The sequence below is a fragment of the Nocardia sp. NPDC049190 genome (assembly GCF_040648115.1).
Lineage (GTDB): Bacteria > Actinomycetota > Actinomycetes > Mycobacteriales > Mycobacteriaceae > Nocardia.
Window position 1 is genome coordinate 56,332 of the sequence record NZ_JBEZDE010000024.1, and the last position, 14,753, is coordinate 71,084.

Annotated in this window: 13 protein-coding genes; 6 read left to right on the forward strand and 7 right to left on the reverse strand. The window is 67.9% G+C overall.

The features are described from left to right. The first annotated feature begins 231 nt into the window (after positions 1–231). Together AB0B25_RS21040 and AB0B25_RS21045 are read left to right on the forward strand one after the other, a co-directional pair. Positions 232–1,470 (forward strand): Mur ligase family protein, encoded by a 1,239-nt coding sequence (locus tag AB0B25_RS21040; RefSeq protein ID WP_357181977.1) that lies wholly within the window; start codon positions 232–234, stop codon positions 1,468–1,470. A gap of 64 nt (positions 1,471–1,534) precedes the next feature. After that, complete coding sequence (locus AB0B25_RS21045; RefSeq protein WP_357181980.1) at positions 1,535–2,245, forward strand: glutamine amidotransferase; 711 nt, start codon at positions 1,535–1,537, stop codon at positions 2,243–2,245. Between the two features lie 39 nt (positions 2,246–2,284). Here the strand turns inward: AB0B25_RS21045 and AB0B25_RS21050 are convergent, their stop codons facing one another. The 4 genes from AB0B25_RS21050 to AB0B25_RS21065 are packed head-to-tail and all read right to left on the reverse strand — an operon-like array spanning position 2,285 to position 10,685. Then, positions 2,285–3,382 (reverse strand): putative zinc-binding metallopeptidase, encoded by a 1,098-nt coding sequence (locus AB0B25_RS21050; RefSeq protein WP_357181983.1) that lies wholly within the window; start codon positions 3,380–3,382, stop codon positions 2,285–2,287. Position 3,383: 1 nt separating this feature from the next. Next, positions 3,384–4,298 (reverse strand): transglutaminase family protein, encoded by a 915-nt coding sequence (locus AB0B25_RS21055; RefSeq protein ID WP_357181986.1) that lies wholly within the window; start codon positions 4,296–4,298, stop codon positions 3,384–3,386. Beyond that, positions 4,295–7,168: a circularly permuted type 2 ATP-grasp protein gene (locus AB0B25_RS21060; protein WP_357181988.1), complete on the reverse strand. Its 2,874-nt coding sequence runs from the start codon at positions 7,166–7,168 to the stop codon at positions 4,295–4,297. The genes AB0B25_RS21055 and AB0B25_RS21060 overlap by 4 nt, the downstream gene beginning before the upstream one ends. Before the next feature lie 34 nt (positions 7,169–7,202). After that, a complete protein-coding gene (locus tag AB0B25_RS21065) occupies positions 7,203–10,685 on the reverse strand; it encodes a transglutaminase family protein (RefSeq protein WP_357181991.1) in 3,483 nt (1,160 codons plus the stop codon). Between the two features lie 396 nt (positions 10,686–11,081). On the opposite strand from AB0B25_RS21065, the gene AB0B25_RS21070 reads away from it, so the two are divergent. Then, on the forward strand, positions 11,082–11,726 hold the full coding sequence (locus tag AB0B25_RS21070) for a hypothetical protein (RefSeq protein WP_357181994.1): 645 nt from the start codon (positions 11,082–11,084) through the stop codon (positions 11,724–11,726). Positions 11,727–11,843: 117 nt separating this feature from the next. On the opposite strand, the gene recR is transcribed toward AB0B25_RS21070, so the two are convergent. Together recR and AB0B25_RS21080 are read right to left on the reverse strand one after the other, a co-directional pair. Beyond that, positions 11,844–12,452: a recombination mediator RecR gene (gene recR, locus AB0B25_RS21075; RefSeq protein ID WP_357181997.1), complete on the reverse strand. Its 609-nt coding sequence runs from the start codon at positions 12,450–12,452 to the stop codon at positions 11,844–11,846. A gap of 13 nt (positions 12,453–12,465) precedes the next feature. Next, a complete protein-coding gene (locus AB0B25_RS21080) occupies positions 12,466–12,798 on the reverse strand; it encodes a YbaB/EbfC family nucleoid-associated protein (RefSeq protein WP_357182000.1) in 333 nt (110 codons plus the stop codon). Positions 12,799–13,095: 297 nt separating this feature from the next. On the opposite strand from AB0B25_RS21080, the gene AB0B25_RS21085 reads away from it, so the two are divergent. From AB0B25_RS21085 to AB0B25_RS21095, 3 genes are all read left to right on the forward strand, one after another. Continuing rightward, positions 13,096–13,677 (forward strand): hypothetical protein, encoded by a 582-nt coding sequence (locus tag AB0B25_RS21085; protein ID WP_357182003.1) that lies wholly within the window; start codon positions 13,096–13,098, stop codon positions 13,675–13,677. Between the two features lie 37 nt (positions 13,678–13,714). Next, positions 13,715–13,924 carry a MerR family transcriptional regulator gene (locus AB0B25_RS21090; protein ID WP_357182005.1) on the forward strand — a complete coding sequence of 70 codons (210 nt, stop codon included), beginning with the start codon at positions 13,715–13,717 and terminating at the stop codon, positions 13,922–13,924. A gap of 107 nt (positions 13,925–14,031) precedes the next feature. After that, positions 14,032–14,181 (forward strand): hypothetical protein, encoded by a 150-nt coding sequence (locus AB0B25_RS21095; protein ID WP_357182008.1) that lies wholly within the window; start codon positions 14,032–14,034, stop codon positions 14,179–14,181. A 113-nt stretch (positions 14,182–14,294) separates the two neighbouring features. On the opposite strand, the gene AB0B25_RS21100 is transcribed toward AB0B25_RS21095, so the two are convergent. Further along, positions 14,295–14,729: an SRPBCC family protein gene (locus AB0B25_RS21100; protein WP_357182011.1), complete on the reverse strand. Its 435-nt coding sequence runs from the start codon at positions 14,727–14,729 to the stop codon at positions 14,295–14,297. Positions 14,730–14,753 lie beyond the last annotated feature (24 nt).

Sequence of the window (14,753 nt, forward strand, 5' to 3'; positions counted from 1 at the left end):
TGCTCGAAACGAGGAATTGCGCCAGAACACCCGAGTAGCCGCGGGACATCCGGACCAATCATGCCTGCCTGATCAGGGCGGTACAGACAAACGTCACCGAGACCACAGCGGAACTGGGGTACTACGACGCGCCGGAAGAATACGAGCGGGGGCTGCCGCGACCGGCCCGCTGTGGCCGCGACCACTGGGCCGCGACGCACCGGGATCGCGGGTCGAACATAGACTCGCGAGGTGGCAGAGATATCGGTGCGCGGACGGCTCGCGCTGGCGGCGGCGGCCGCGGCGTCATGGGCCTCCCAGAAGGCGGGTCGCGGCAAGGGCTCGATGATCGGCGGCCTGATCGCGTTGAAGATCGATCCGACGGTCATGGACCAACTCGGGCGGCAGCGGCGCACTGTGCTGGTGACCGGCACGAACGGCAAGTCCACCACCACCAGGATGACCACCGCCGCGCTCAGCACGGTCGGCGAGGTCGCGACCCAAGCCGACGGCGCCAACATGGACGCCGGCATCGTCGCCGCGCTCAACGCGCACCGCCGCGCGCCGTTGGCCGCCATCGAGGTGGACGAGCTGCATCTGCCGCACGTCACCGACGCGCTGAACCCCTCGGCGGTGGTGCTGCTGAACCTCAGCCGCGACCAGCTCGACCGGGTCGGCGAGATCAACATGATCGAACGCAGGCTGCGCGCCGGCCTGGCGAAGCACCCGGCCACTGTCGTGATCGCGAACTGCGACGACGTACTGGTCACCTCGATCGCCTACGACCACCCCAACGTGGTGTGGGTCGCGGCGGGCAGCGGCTGGGCGATGGACGCGACCAGCTGCCCACGCAGCGGTGAGCCGATTATCTGGGAGGGCCCGCACTGGCGCAGTACCGGCACGGATTTCGAACGCCCCGAACCGCATTGGTGGTTGGACGGAGATGACCTGGTCGGCCCGCGGGGTGTGCGCTTCCCACTGAAGCTCGCCTTGCCCGGCCGGGCCAACCGCGGCAACGCGGCGCAGGCGGTGGCCGCGGCGGTCGCACTCGGCGCCGAACCCGGGCAAGCCGTCGCGGCCGCGGGCACCGTGCGTGAGATCGCGGGGCGCTATCGCACCGTCCAGGTCGGCGAGCACGATGCTCGCCTGCTGTTGGCGAAGAACCCGGCGGGCTGGCAAGAGGCGCTGTCGATGATCGAACCGACCTCGGCGGGCCTGGTGATCGCGGTGAACGGGCAGGTTCCCGATGGCGAGGATCTGTCCTGGCTGTGGGACGTGCGTTTCGAGCACTTCGAAGGCGTTCAGGTGGTGGCCGCCGGCGAACGGGCCACCGACCTCGCTGTCCGGCTCACCTACGCGGGCGTCGAACACACCACCGTGCCGGATCCGTTGCGCGCCATTGCCTCCTGCCCTGCCGGCCATGTCGAGGTGCTGGCGAATTACACCGCGTTCCGTGATCTCAACCGTGGCCTCGAGGAGCGGACGGCATGAGCGAACGATCATCGACACAGCACCCCTCGCGCGTGCTGGAACCGACCGACGGAGAGGCGCAGTCATGAGCGAGTCGACCATCCGCATCGGTCTGGTGCTCCCGGACGTGATGGGTACCTACGGCGACGGCGGGAACGCGCTCGTCCTGCGCCAGCGGCTGCGCATGCGCGGCTACGACGCGGAGATCGTCGAAATCACCCTGCCTGCACCGGTTCCGGAGTCACTGGACATCTACACCCTCGGCGGTGCGGAGGATTCCGCGCAACGTCTGGCGACTCGGCATCTGCAGCGCTTCCCCGGGTTGCAGCAGGCGGCCGCGAAAGGCGCTCCGGTGCTGGCGATCTGCGCGGCCATCCAGGTGCTCGGTCAGTGGTACGAGACCTCCACGGGCGAGCGCGTGGACGGCGTCGGCCTGATCGACGTCACCACCTCGCCCCAGCACAAGCGCGCCATCGGCGAAGTGACGACCGCACCGCTGGTGCCCGGGCTGACCGCGTCGCTCACCGGTTTCGAAAACCACCGTGGTGGAACAAAACTCGGCGGCGAGGCGAGCGCCCTCGCGCGGGTCACCCGCGGCATCGGCAATGGCGTAGGCGACGGACTCGAGGGCGTGGTGCAGGGTTCGGTGATCGGCACCTACATGCACGGTCCCGCGCTGGCCCGCAACCCCGAACTCGCCGACCTGCTGCTGATGCGCGCGCTCGGCCTCACCGAACTGGCGCCGCTGGAGCTCGCCGAGGTCGACCAGCTGCGCCGCGAGCGCCTGCGCGCCTGAGTTCCCCAGCGCACGCCTGACCGCGTCCACGTGAGCGGATCACTGTGGGTTCACGGCGGCGCAGAGGTCGTGGACCAGGCGCATCTTGTCCAGAACCGGCTCGGGAAGCACGAAGGGGTAGAGGTCGGGGTGCCCCATCGAGCGGTTGATCATGTTCAGTGACCAGGCGAGCGGCAACCACAGGTCGATGATTTTGTCGAAGCCCGCGCGCCCGACCTGGGGGCGATCGAGCGTGGCGCCCGCAGGGGCGAACCCGAAAGCCGCGGCCGTGTCCAGGGTGTCGCGGATGTGCAGGTAGTGGGCGAACGTCTCGGCCCAGTCTTCGGATGGGTGCATGGCGGCGTAGGAAGAGACGTGCGTCTGCGCCCAGCCGACTGGAGCGCCCTCGGAATAGTGTCGGTCCAGAGCTGTCTGGTAGTCGGTGTCCGGATCGCCGAACAGCTCACGGAAGCGGCGCATCGCGCCGTCCTCTCCGAGGTCCGGTGTGACCAGGACGGTGTAGTAGTAATGCCCGATCTCGTGGCGGAAGTGGCCGAGCAGGGTGCGATACGGCTCGGCCATCGCCACCCGCAGCTGTTCTCGATGCGGGTCGTCGGCCTCGGCCAGGTCCAGCGTGATCACGCCGTTCTGGTGTCCGGTGACGACCTCGGCGGTGGCGCTGGAGAGCAGATCGAAGGCCAAGCCGAAGTTCGGGTCGCGCTCACGGTCGACGATCGGCAGTCCCAGCCCGACCAGCTCGACGATCAACCGGCGCTTGGCGGCCTCGGCCTCGGCGAAGGCCGCGAGACCCGCGGCGTCCAGGTTGTTCGGGCGGGTACGGGTCAGTCGGCAGGATTCGCACAGTAACGGCCCCCCGGCATCGTCCGGCCCGAGCGCGACGCCCTGATCCGATCCCGTTGCGGCAGTGGAGTCGACCAACCAATTGCATTGCGCCACATGAAGGTTGTCGCAGAGCCGGAAGCGGGTGCGGTCGACGAGTCCGCTGCCGCGGTCGACGGTGGCCTCGCCTGCTGGATCGCCGATCACCAGCATGGTCTGCTCGCTGAGACCGAATCCGACCGAACTCGCACAGGACAGGCACACCGAATTCTCGAATGCCAGCTGCTGGCCGCAGTTGGGGCAGGCGAAATCGCGCACGCTATACCTCCACCCGAGAGACATCGACCGAGACGGTGATCGTGCTCTGCTTCGCATCGGTGTAGATGATGCCCCGCAGCGGAGGCACATCGGCGTAATCGCGTCCCCATGCGACGGTGATGTATCGCTCGTCGCCGAACTGGTCGTTGGTGGGGTCGATATCAATCCAGCGCCCGGTGCGATCGTACTGGTCGATGCCGGGCACCCACACGGCCAACCATGCGTGCGTAGCGTCGACTCCGACCATGCGCTCCTTCCCCGGCGGCGGGTCCGTGGCGAGATAGCCGGAAACGTACCTGGCGGCGAGGCCGTGCGACCGCAGGCAGGCGACGCCGATCCGGGCGAAATCCTGACAGACGCCCGAGCGGGCCTCGAATACGTCCGCGACCCCGGTCGACACCGTGGTGGAACCGGACTCGTAGGTGAAATCGGCGGATATGCGGGAGTTCAACTCGGCGACCGCGTCGAGCAGCGGTCGGCCGGCAGTGAGGGATTCGGCCGCATAGGCGACGACCTCGGAGGTGATCTCCGGCGGATACAGATCGAGCGCGAACTCGACCGCGAGCGGTCCGTTCGCACGGGTCGGCCGAGCTTGCTCCCACGGCTCGGCGGCAGGGCCGCTCGGGACGCGATCGGGCGCGTCGACCTCGACCAGCGACTCGCCGGTGATGACGAGGCTCCGATGCTCGGCGGTCACGTGGAAGTACGAGGTGATATTGCCGTACACATCCGAGCCGACCGACCGATCCGACGGCACCGGATCGATGTGGATGCCATGCGCCAGCAGCCGTTGACCGGGAAAATCACGCGGCGTGAGATACGCCCGCCCGTAGGAGCTGCTGACTCCGGCGGTATATGAGTACGTGGTGCGATGCTCCAGCCGATAGCGCCGGGCGCATCCGTTACCGCCGATCATCCGACAACCCGGGTGGAACCCCACAGCGGCTGAATATCCACCGGCAGTGACAGTTTCGTGGCCTCGAACGATTCCGAGACCTTGCGCAAGCGCCAGTGCACGCCCGCCAAGAGTTCGGCCAGTTCGGCTCGCCTGCCGTCCCCATCGGTGACGTCGAGGTCGTCGGGGTCGACGCGACGGAGCATCCGTTGCGCGTCCGCGAGCAGTCGCTGCGGGCGCGACGATCTCGACGTGCCGGGCAGCGCTTGGAAATCGGCGTCCAGCCGGTCCAGCTGGTAGGTCAACGACCGCGGGTTGCCGGTATCGAACAGCAGCAGTCCGGCGACGGCCGAGATTCGCACCGAATCCCAGTGCCGCCGGCGATAACTCACCGACGATTCGGTGCTGTGCAGCACCCATTCGGTAACCACATGCTCGGTCTCCTCGGAAAACGTCCGGGTCAGCGCGGCCGACAGCAACCCGGTGAGGGCGAGCCCGCGCTCGATCCGCTTGCCGATGTCCATGACATACCACCCGGTATCGCGCACCAGCGACTCGGAGCTGATCCCGGACAGCGACAGCAGGGCGGCCAACGTCAGCGAATGCACCTCCGACAACTCGGCCTCCTGGTCCCCCGCCGTGCCGCGGTACTCGGCCAGCGCCCGGTCGACCGCGCTGAGGATCATCCAGGTGTCCGCCGACAGCTGGTCGCGCACGGCCCGCGCCGCATTGCCGTACCGATCGATCGCGAACGCCAGTGATCCGGGCATCTCCCGATCGATCGTCAGCGCTACGAGGTACTCGCGGTCCGCGCGCGACGCGGCCAGGGCGGGCCACTCGGCCTGCGACGACTCGTCTTCGCGATCAGTCGGTCCCCCCTCTCCTTGTCGCCCTCCGGCGATCGCCGCTACCCCGGCCGCAATCGGTTGCCCCGCCGTCGCGCCGGCCACAGCTTCGACCCCGGCGGCACTCGCACCGGGGCCGGAGACCTCCGCGCGAACATTCGCCGGCTCCGACCCGGAATCAGCTGAATTCTGCTGCACCGCCTGGGTTGTCGATGCAGACATCGACTGCGGACCCGGCACCTCGGCCGGTCCGACAGTAGCGGTGACTCGGGCGACAGCGGCCAGGAGAACCGGCAGCGCGTCGGCGCCTTCCAGCCGGCGACGGTAGCGGAAGTCCTGATAGCGGCTGTGGGTGGCGATCAAAAGGCGGGCGGCGACTTCAGCGCGTTCGCTGTAGCGGCCCATCCAGAACAAGTCGTTGAGAACACGCGGCGAACTGACCGCTTCCACGGTCGGCGCGGTGCGCCGTTCCCGAGCCTCGCGCGGCGGCTCGGTGCTGATCGCGGCAGCGGGCATCGGCGCGGAGCGGACCCAGACGTCCTTGGCCGCCACCTTCAGGACCGCGCGATCGGGAGCGGCGCGTTGACGCGACTGGCCGAGCCCACCGGACATCGCGGTGTAGCCGCCGCGCAGGGCCAGCGAGAACAGTCGCATTCCGACCGGCGCCGCGGCGAGTTCGCCGTACCCCTGGACGGCAGGCGAAACGGAGAACTGCGCCGGCTCCTGGCCGACCCACTGCCACCCGCACGCGTCGATCCTGGCCTTCAGCTCCTCGCGCTGATCCCGGCTCAGGCTTGGACCGAACAACGTGGCGCCGTCCACCGCCGAACGAATGATCAACTCGTCCAGGTGTGCGACCAGGTAGTCGCGCGCGCTGTCGTCGCCAGCCCAGTACGACGGCGCGCTCTCCAGCAGCAGGTCCTCGCCGAGCAGCGCGCGCGAGACTCCGGGAAGAAACCCGGCCAATGCCGGATTCTCCAGCAGCCCGCTGCCGAGCGTGTTCACCACGGTCACCGCGCCACGCCGCAGCACCTCGACCAGCCCTACCACGCCGAGCCGCGAATCCGGCCGAAGGTCGAGTGGATCGGAGAACTCGGCGTCCACGCGGCGCAGCACCACGTCGACCCGCTTCAACGTGCCCAGCGAACGCATCCACAGCGAGCCGTCGCGCACTACCAGATCCGCACTCTCCACCAGCGGAAAGCCCAGCGTCGATGCGAGATAGGCCTGGTCGAAAGCCGTTTCGGAATGTACGCCGGGGCTGAGCACCACGACTACCGGATCGTCATCGTCGGACTGCGCCGATTCGATCAGCGTCAACCGCAGCGCCCTGGCGAAGGGAGTCAGCGGGCGCGGATTGGAATGTTCGAACGCCTCCGGGATCGCCGTCGACACCACCCGGCGATCAGCCAGCGCGTATCCGGCGCCCGACGGCGCCTGCGCCCAATCGGCGATCGCGCGGTACTGACCGTCGCTCCAGCGGCTGACATCACACGCGTGCAGGAACAGCTGACGTCGCCCCGGCACCGTGATGCCGTGCGCGGCCCGCAAGTACCCACGGTTGCCGAACACCACTTCCGGGGGAAGCAGCCCCGAGGTGAGTGTCCTGCGCGGGCCGTAGATATCGGTGAGCACCTCGTCGAGCACTCGGGAGCGTTGCACCAACCCGGCTTCCATTCGGGCCCAGTCGTCCGCGGCGACCAGCATCGGGATCGGATCCAGCCGCCACGGCATCGGCGTCGCGGTATCCGTCGTTGCGCCTACCTCGGTGTAGCTGATGCCGTCGTCGTCGATCAGCCTGCGCACTCTGCTGTCCAGCCTGCCCAGGCCGACACTGCCGAGCTCAACGAAATCGGCGGACAGCTCCGCCCACTTGGTGCGCACCTTGCCGCCGGAATCGATCAGTTCGTCGTAGTAGCCGTCGGTGGGCCGACCGCACTCGTCGTATGCGGCGGTGTCGAGACCGTGCGCGCGGTAGCGCGCCAACTCCGCTTGCACACTCTGGCCGGTTTCCGTCTCGAGCGGCGTCTGCTCGCGCATCGTCATCGCGCCGACCTCACTTCCGCTGCCAGAGGTGTGCCTAATAGTCGCCGTGGACTCCCCAGACGGTCCGCGCCCGACGCAGATCGAGGATGCCCGGTGCACCGATGTCGAGCGACTGCGCTGCCATTTTCGCACGTAGATCCGCCAGGTCCAGACGTTCGGTGGTGTGTCCCGCCGCCTCGAAGCGGCGGTTGCGGCGTGATTGCGCTTCTGCCGCGTTCACCGGGGGCACGTCATAAGCGCGGCCGCCCGGGTGCGCGACGTGATAGGTGCAGCCGCCATGGGACAGGCCCGTCTGCGCGTCGATCAGGTCGAAGACCAGTGGCGCGTCCACCGTGATCGACGGGTGCAGGGCGTTCGGCGGCTGCCATGCGCGATAGCGGACCCCCGCCACCTGTACGTCGGCCTTGTCGGTGGCGAGTAGTGGCACCGGCATGCCGTTGCAGGTGACCACATGGCGGCCACGGTCGGCGCCCACCACGCGTACTTGCAATCGTTCCACCGATGAGTCGACATAGCGTGCCGTTCCGGTGGCGACTGTCTGCTCGCCGAGCGTGCGCCACGGCTCGATCGCGCCGCGAAGTTCCAGTTCGACGTCGCCGAGTAGCACCGTACCGATCCGGGGAAAACGGAACTCGGTGAACGGATCCAGCCAACTGGTGTCGAAATCGACACCGTGCGCGCGCAGGTCGGTGGCTACCTCGGCGATGTCGGACATCAGGAAATGCGGCAGCAGATACCGGCCGTGCAGGTTCGCGCCGTGTCGGATCAGCGGCGCGCGGTACGGCTCGGCCCAGAACCGGGCGACGAGTCCACGCACCAGCAACGACTGCACCATGGCCATCTGGACGTGCGGCGGCATCTCGAAGCCGCGCAGCTCCACCAAGCCCAACCTGCCACGCGCCGAATCGGGGCTGTACAACTTGTCGATACAGAACTCGGCGCGATGCGTATTGCCGGTCAGATCCGTCAGCAGGTGGCGCAGCGCACGATCGACGTGCCAGGGCGCGGCGAGTACGTCCGAGGGGGGGTCATCCCTGGACGCCGACGGACGCACCGGCTGCGCGGCGTGTGACGGATCGGTGGCGCGGCCGTTCGACTGTGCGCTCAACCTGGCAATTTCGGCGAAGGCGATCTCCAACTCGTCCAGCGCCGATTCCCGCCCCTCATCCGCCCGCGGCGCCTGCGAGGTCGGACCGACGAACCGACCCGCGAACAGATACGACAGGGCCGGATGCCGCTGCCAATAGGTGAGCATCGACACCAAGAGGTCCGGCCGGCGCAGCAGCGGCGACCGCGCGGGGGTCACTCCGCCGAGCGTGATGTGATTGCCACCGCCTGTCCCGCCGTGCGTCCCGTCCACCTCGAAGGATTCGGTGCTCAACCGGGCCAGCCTGGCCTGCTCGTAGAGCGTGGACAGCAGTTCGGCTTGCTCGGCGAACGACACCGTGGGCTGGATGTTCACCTCGATCACCCCGGGGTCGGGAGTGACCGACAGTGCCGTCAACCGTGCGTCGCCGGGCGGTGCGTACCCCTCCAGCACGACGGGCTGCCCGTGGCGGCCGAGTGCCGAGGCCGCCGCCTCGACCCGCGTCACCAGGTCGACGAAATCGTCCAGCTGCGCGACGGGAGGCAAAAATACGTGCAACTTGCCGCCACGCACCTCGGCGACCAGCGCGGTCGGCAACGCGTCATCGGCGGGCTCGACCACGGCCTGGGGTTCGGGCCGGGATAGCGACAGCGCGCCGCTCGCCAGGAACGGGTCGACGTCCGGGCGCACCGACGGTTCACGCCAGGAGATGGACTCCAGCGGCAGGCGGAGGCCCGCCGGGGAATCCCCTTCGGTCAACACGATTCGCCCGGCATCGGCGGCCGTGGTGCGGCCGCGGCGCAGCCGCCATTCGGGGCTGGCCCAGCCGATGCCGTCATCCCTGCGGGTCAACGGCAACACATACGCCGCGGGTTCGGTGACGCTCTCGTCCAGCCGCGCGAGCAGCGCCATTCTGGTCTGTATCGAATCGTCGTCCGGGCCGATATCTTCGCCAGCGGCGATCGGATCTCCCTCCGGTGCGCGGACTTTCGCGGCGAGCCGGACCAGCGGGTCCTCGAAGGCCGGACGCACCTGGGTTTCCGGCAGGCCGAGCCCGACCGCGATATGGGCGACCAAGGCACGCGCCGAATCGGGATGGGCGGGCATGGGCTTGCGCTGCCCGCGACGTTTCTCGTCGGCCCGTTCGTCCGGCGGTGACCACGGGTCGGTCAGCAGATCCTGGCGATGCCAGAGGGGTTCGCCGTCCGCCCGCCACGCCACCGCGATCTCCCAGCGCGGCAGGGGTTCTTCGGGATACCACTTGCCCTGCCGATACTGCACGACACCGCTTGGAGCGTAGATCGTCCGCAATCGGTGCGCGAGGTCGACAGCGCGTTCGCGCTTGTGTGGGCCGTCGGCGTCGGTGGTCCACTGCGGACTCGTCTGGTCATCGACAGCGACGAACGTCGGTTCACCACCGATGGTCAGGCCCACGTCGGCCGCGGCCGTCGCGGCATCGAGCGCCGCGCCCGCCGCCATGATCCGTTCCCATTGGGAGGTGGTGTAGGGCAAAGTGACTCGCGGATCTTCCTGCACGCGCCGGACCGTGTTCGCGAAATCCATGGTGGCATCGGTACGACCGGTCGCACCGGTGATCGGCGCCGACGACGACGGGTGCGGCGTCGCCGCCAGCGGGATGTGTCCTTCGCCCGCGAACAGTCCGGACGTGGGATCGAGTCCGATCCAGCCCGCGCCGGGGATGTAGACCTCGGCCCAGGCATGCAGGTCGGTGAAGTCGGCGGACGGGCCGGAGGGCCCGTCCAGCGCCGGAACATCCTGCGCCAACTGCACCAGGTAGCCGGACACGAACCGCGCGGCAAGTCCCAGCTCACGCAAGATGGACACCAGCAGCCACGCCGAATCGCGGCAGGAGCCGAGCGCGGCGCGCAGCGTGTGACCCGGTGACTGCACCCCCGGCTCCAGCCGAACGGTGTAATCGACGTCCTGGCGCAGTGCCCGGTTGAGCGTCACCAAGAAATCGATCGTGCGCGGCGATCCGGACGGCGCGTGCGCCCGTACCCACCGCTGGACCAGATCATTCGCGTCCGACCCCGGTGGCTTCTCATCGATCGGACGCAGATACGGCTCCAGGTCGGCCGCCAACTCCCGGCTGTAGCGGAATGGGAAATGCTCGGCGTAGTCCTCGACGAAGAAATCGAACGGGTCGACGACCTCCAGGTCCGCGATCAACCCGACGGTGATCGACAGTTCCGTGGCCGGGTCGGGAAAGACCAGTCGCGCGAGGAAGTTGCCGAATGCGTCCTGCTGCCAGTTGACGAAGTGTTCGCCCGGAGTCACCCGCATCGAGTAGGCCTCGATCTTTGTCCGCGAGTGCGGCGCGGGGCGCAGTCGCACCACGTGCGGATGCACCTCCACCGGCCGGCCGAAGGTGTAGGTGGTCCGGTGTTCGAGCGACACCTTGATACCCATGCGGCAAGTTCACCACACCTGCGCGAACCGGCGGCGGTCCCGGATCGGCGTTTCCGACCCCGCAAGATCATCTCGCCGCGGTGGCGACACACGGAACGCAGGTCCCACTGCCCGCACCGGAACGGTGGTATCACCGAAGGACGAACCGATCTCATCAGGAGGTCACATGGCTATGCCAGGTTGTTCATCCTGCGAGTCCGCTCTCGACCACTGCCACGGAACCCTGATCGTGCACGCGGGCCGAATCACCGAATGCACCGACCAGGAGTGCAGCGATCGCGACAAAGCCAGGCACGCGTTCGTCGTCGATTGCGGGGACCTTGCGGGCGGCTGTCGGTGCACCGGATCCGACGTGGGCCGCCGACGTGCCTGAGCGCAGTTCCGTACCCTGGCCGGGTGAGTTATGACCACGTGTTGCTGCCGTCCGGTGTTGCCTCGTCGATCGCCGAGGTCGACGCCTACCTGAGCATCCAGCAGGGCGTCCCCGAGTCAGGGATGGTTGCCCAGATCGCGGCCGAGCTGAACAGACGCAATGCCGAGCTGCCCGCGGCGGACGGCTTTCTCGGCACCGCCCCGGTCGGCGACGCCGCCACCGGTACCACGCTGCACGTGTCCTGCCCCTACGACGCGATCGGCTTCGTCCGCGACCTGCTGTTCGATCTCGCGACACCGCTGACCTACGCCGTCTACGACCCGCAGCTCGCCTGGCTGATGGATCCGGCCGGCCACGTGCCCGCCCTCGTCACCCACGGCGGCGCGGGCGAGTTCCCCTATCTGACCAAAGCGCTTGCCGACCAGTGGGTTTCCGAATTGAACCCACCGAACCCGTACCTCGTCGTCGAACGCGGCGAGCAGTTCTACATTCAGACCTATCGGGAGCAGTCCGGCGCCTACACCCTCGAGTACCGCGACGGTTCGCCCGAAAAGCACTTCGGTACCATCGTCCCCGACGCCGCCACCGTCGCCACCCTCATCTGGGATTGGGCCACCGACGACCGCACCCGCCTGCAATTGCTTCCATGGTCTCGGGTCGACCTCTGATCCGCTGCCAGCCCGCCCGCCCGTACCATGCCCGATATGGTCGGCGGGCGGACGAAAGTTCTTGTGGACGCAAACATTCTGTACTCGCGCACGCTGTAACGGCCCCGCTGGGCGGGCTTACAGCGCCCGGCGCCCGGACAGGGCGCGGCCGAGCGTCAGTTCGTCGGCGAACTCCAGATCACCGCCCATCGGCAAGCCCGAGGCCAGCCTGGTCACGCTCAGGCCGGGGAAATCGCGCAGCATCCGCACCAGGTAGGTGGCGGTCGCCTCACCCTCGGTGTTCGGGTCGGTCGCGATGATCACCTCGGTGACGTCGACGCCGTCCTCCTGATTTCCGATGCGCGCCAACAATTCCCGGATACGCAGCTGATCGGGCCCGACGCCGCTGAGCGGATCGAGTGCGCCGCCGAGCACGTGGTAGCGACCACGGAACTCCCGGGTGCGCTCGATCGCCTGGACGTCCTTCGGCTCCTCGACCACGCAGATCATGGTGCGGTCGCGACGCGGATCGGCGCAGATGCGACACAGCTCGCCGTCGGAGACCGTGCCGCACACCACACAGAACCGCACACCGTCGCGCACCTTCTGTAGTGCGACCTGCAATCGATCGATCTCCGGCGGCTCCACCTGGAGGAGATGGAAAGCGATGCGCTGCGCGCTTTTCGGACCGACGCCGGGCAGCTTGCCCAATTCATCGATCAGATCCTGAACCGGACCCTCGTACAACTGTCGCGTCCGCTCAGAGACCGGGCAGCGAACCGCCGCCGAGGCCGCCCGACAGTGGCCCGAGCCGTTCGGAGGCGAGTTTCTGCGCCTTCGCCATCGCGTCGTTGATCGCGCCGATCACAAGATCCTGCAGGGTGTCCACGTCCTCGGGATCGACGGCTTTCGGGTCGATGGCCAGCGATACGACCTCACCGGTCGCCTTGATGGTGACCTCGACCAGGCCGCCGCCCGCCGAGCCGTTCACCTCGGCCGCCGCGATCTCGGCCTGGGCTTCCAGCACCGCCTGCTGCATCTGCTGCGCCTGGGCAAGTAACTGTTGCATGTCGAACTGACCACCGGGCTGCACGGAAGGTTCCTCTCTGCGGAAGGGCTACCGGCCAGCCTAGTCCTGCAGGTTCCGGCACCCGGAGCAGCCTCGATTCTCTAGCCGTGAGCCGAAGGACCGGCCCAGCGGCGACTCCCCTCATTGCCGCTCGCGTTACCGGTCGAACATCAGGTAACAGATCGCGTGTCACCGGTCGAGTATCGGGGTTACAGATCGGGTATCGGGTTACAGGTTGGATAGATCCGGTCATAACAGACCAAGATCGCCTTAACATCAGCGGGTGTATCGACGATTGACGCGGCAGATTCGGAGACCGCGATGAGTGCTTACCGAATGCGTTTGCTGAACACCCTGGTGCTCACACTGGGCCTGCCCAGTGTTTTCCTGGGCGTCACCAGCCCCACCGCCGCCGCCGACTCGGGTGTCACCGAGACCACCAGAGACTATGGCGACGGCTGCGTGCTCTATTCGGACGACAAAGCTGCGACCATCGATTCGCTGCGGTTCCGTTGCTCGGCCGAGCAGCAGGACGCGATTTTCCACGACGCGCCTCTCGGCGCGGTTCCCATGGGCCCGACCGACGGCTGGGTGACCCGCCCGCCGGTCATGCAGACGATCGCGCCCGCGCTATGGATCGGCAAGACGTTCTATACCGGCCCGGAAGGCGGGTACCTGCTGAACCGACTTACCCGTGCGGGCATCGAGAGTTGGCCCGCCGATGTCTACGCCGCACCCGCCCTGACCGACGGCCAACCGACCTGGGTGCTCGACTACACCCCCTCGCCGACGCCGCCGGTCTACGACGAAATCCGTGAGGTCACTCCCGGAGTCTGGTTCGGATACTCGTGGTGGCGTGGGGCGTTCCAGACCACCCTGCTGTTGACTTTCGCGCTCGCCTAGCAGCCCCGGCTCACGACCCTCCCGGCACGGGAGGGTATTGGGTAAGTCCAGGACAGCGACCGTCCCGATCTGGGAGTTCTCCAGGCTCGGTCACCGCAGCGTGCAGACGTTGCGGTACTACCACGAGATCGAGTTGCTCGCGCCGGTCGACATCGCGGCGAGTTCGGGCTACCGGCGGTACGCGACAGCGCAGGTCACGCCGGTGCAGCTGATCCGGCGGCTGCGGGAGAAGGGATTTCGACTGTAGTCGACTGCACGGAGCCGCCGCCCTCGCGGAATTCTGGGCACGCCTGCTGGACCGCCCGGTCGACTCGGACGCCACCGTGCAATTCGCCACCATCGACCGAGAGACCGGTGCAGATGTTTCTCCGGGTGCCCGACAAGAACCCGGACAAGAATGTGATCCACCTGGACCTGCTCGCCGCCGATCAGCCCGGGCAGGCGCACCGCGCGATCGGCCTCGACACTCGCCGCGTCGCCGATGTCGATGAGTACGGGGGATGACCTGGACAACACTGGCCGACCCGGAGCGAAACCTCTTCGATATCGGCGCCGCATAGCCGCGGGCGCGACAGCCCGGCGCCACCGGGGCGCCGGGCAGCACAGCCCTCGGCGGATCAGACCAGTTCGCGCTGCAGGTTTCCGAGCACTTCGGCCTGGATCTTCTTCAGGCCGAGCGGCGCGAAGATCCCCTCGAAGATGCCCGCGACACCGCCCGCCCCTTTCCAGGTGGTGCGCAAGGTGACCTGGGCGCCGGAACCGTCCGGGGTGACGGTCCAGGTGTTCACCAGCGTCGAATTCGAATCACGCTCGGTGACATCGGAATCCGATACCGAAACCACCGCGTGCACGTTGCGCGAGCGCTTCTCGGTGGCCTGCAACGTCCACTCCGCGACCGTGCCCGCACCCTTGCCACCCTCGACCACCTTGTAGTCGCGGTAATGCGCGGACAGAATGCGCGGACGCACCGTGTCGTAGTCGGCGATGGCTGCCAGTACGCGCTGCGGATCCGCCGCCACGGCGATCGAACTGCTGGCGCTGACCTGTCCCACAATGAGCTCCTTGTCCGAGTGTGG

Excerpts from the sequence above, each read along its gene's own strand:
- AB0B25_RS21045 (WP_357181980.1), top strand. The coding sequence starts at position 1,535 with ATGAGCGAGTCGACCATCCGCATCGGTCTGGTGCTCCCGGACGTGATG.
- AB0B25_RS21055 (WP_357181986.1), bottom strand. The coding sequence starts at position 4,298 with ATGATCGGCGGTAACGGATGCGCCCGGCGCTATCGGCTGGAGCATCGC.
- AB0B25_RS21060 (WP_357181988.1), bottom strand. The coding sequence starts at position 7,168 with ATGACGATGCGCGAGCAGACGCCGCTCGAGACGGAAACCGGCCAGAGT.
- AB0B25_RS21065 (WP_357181991.1), bottom strand. The coding sequence starts at position 10,685 with ATGGGTATCAAGGTGTCGCTCGAACACCGGACCACCTACACCTTCGGC.
- AB0B25_RS21085 (WP_357182003.1), top strand. The coding sequence starts at position 13,096 with ATGAGTGCTTACCGAATGCGTTTGCTGAACACCCTGGTGCTCACACTG.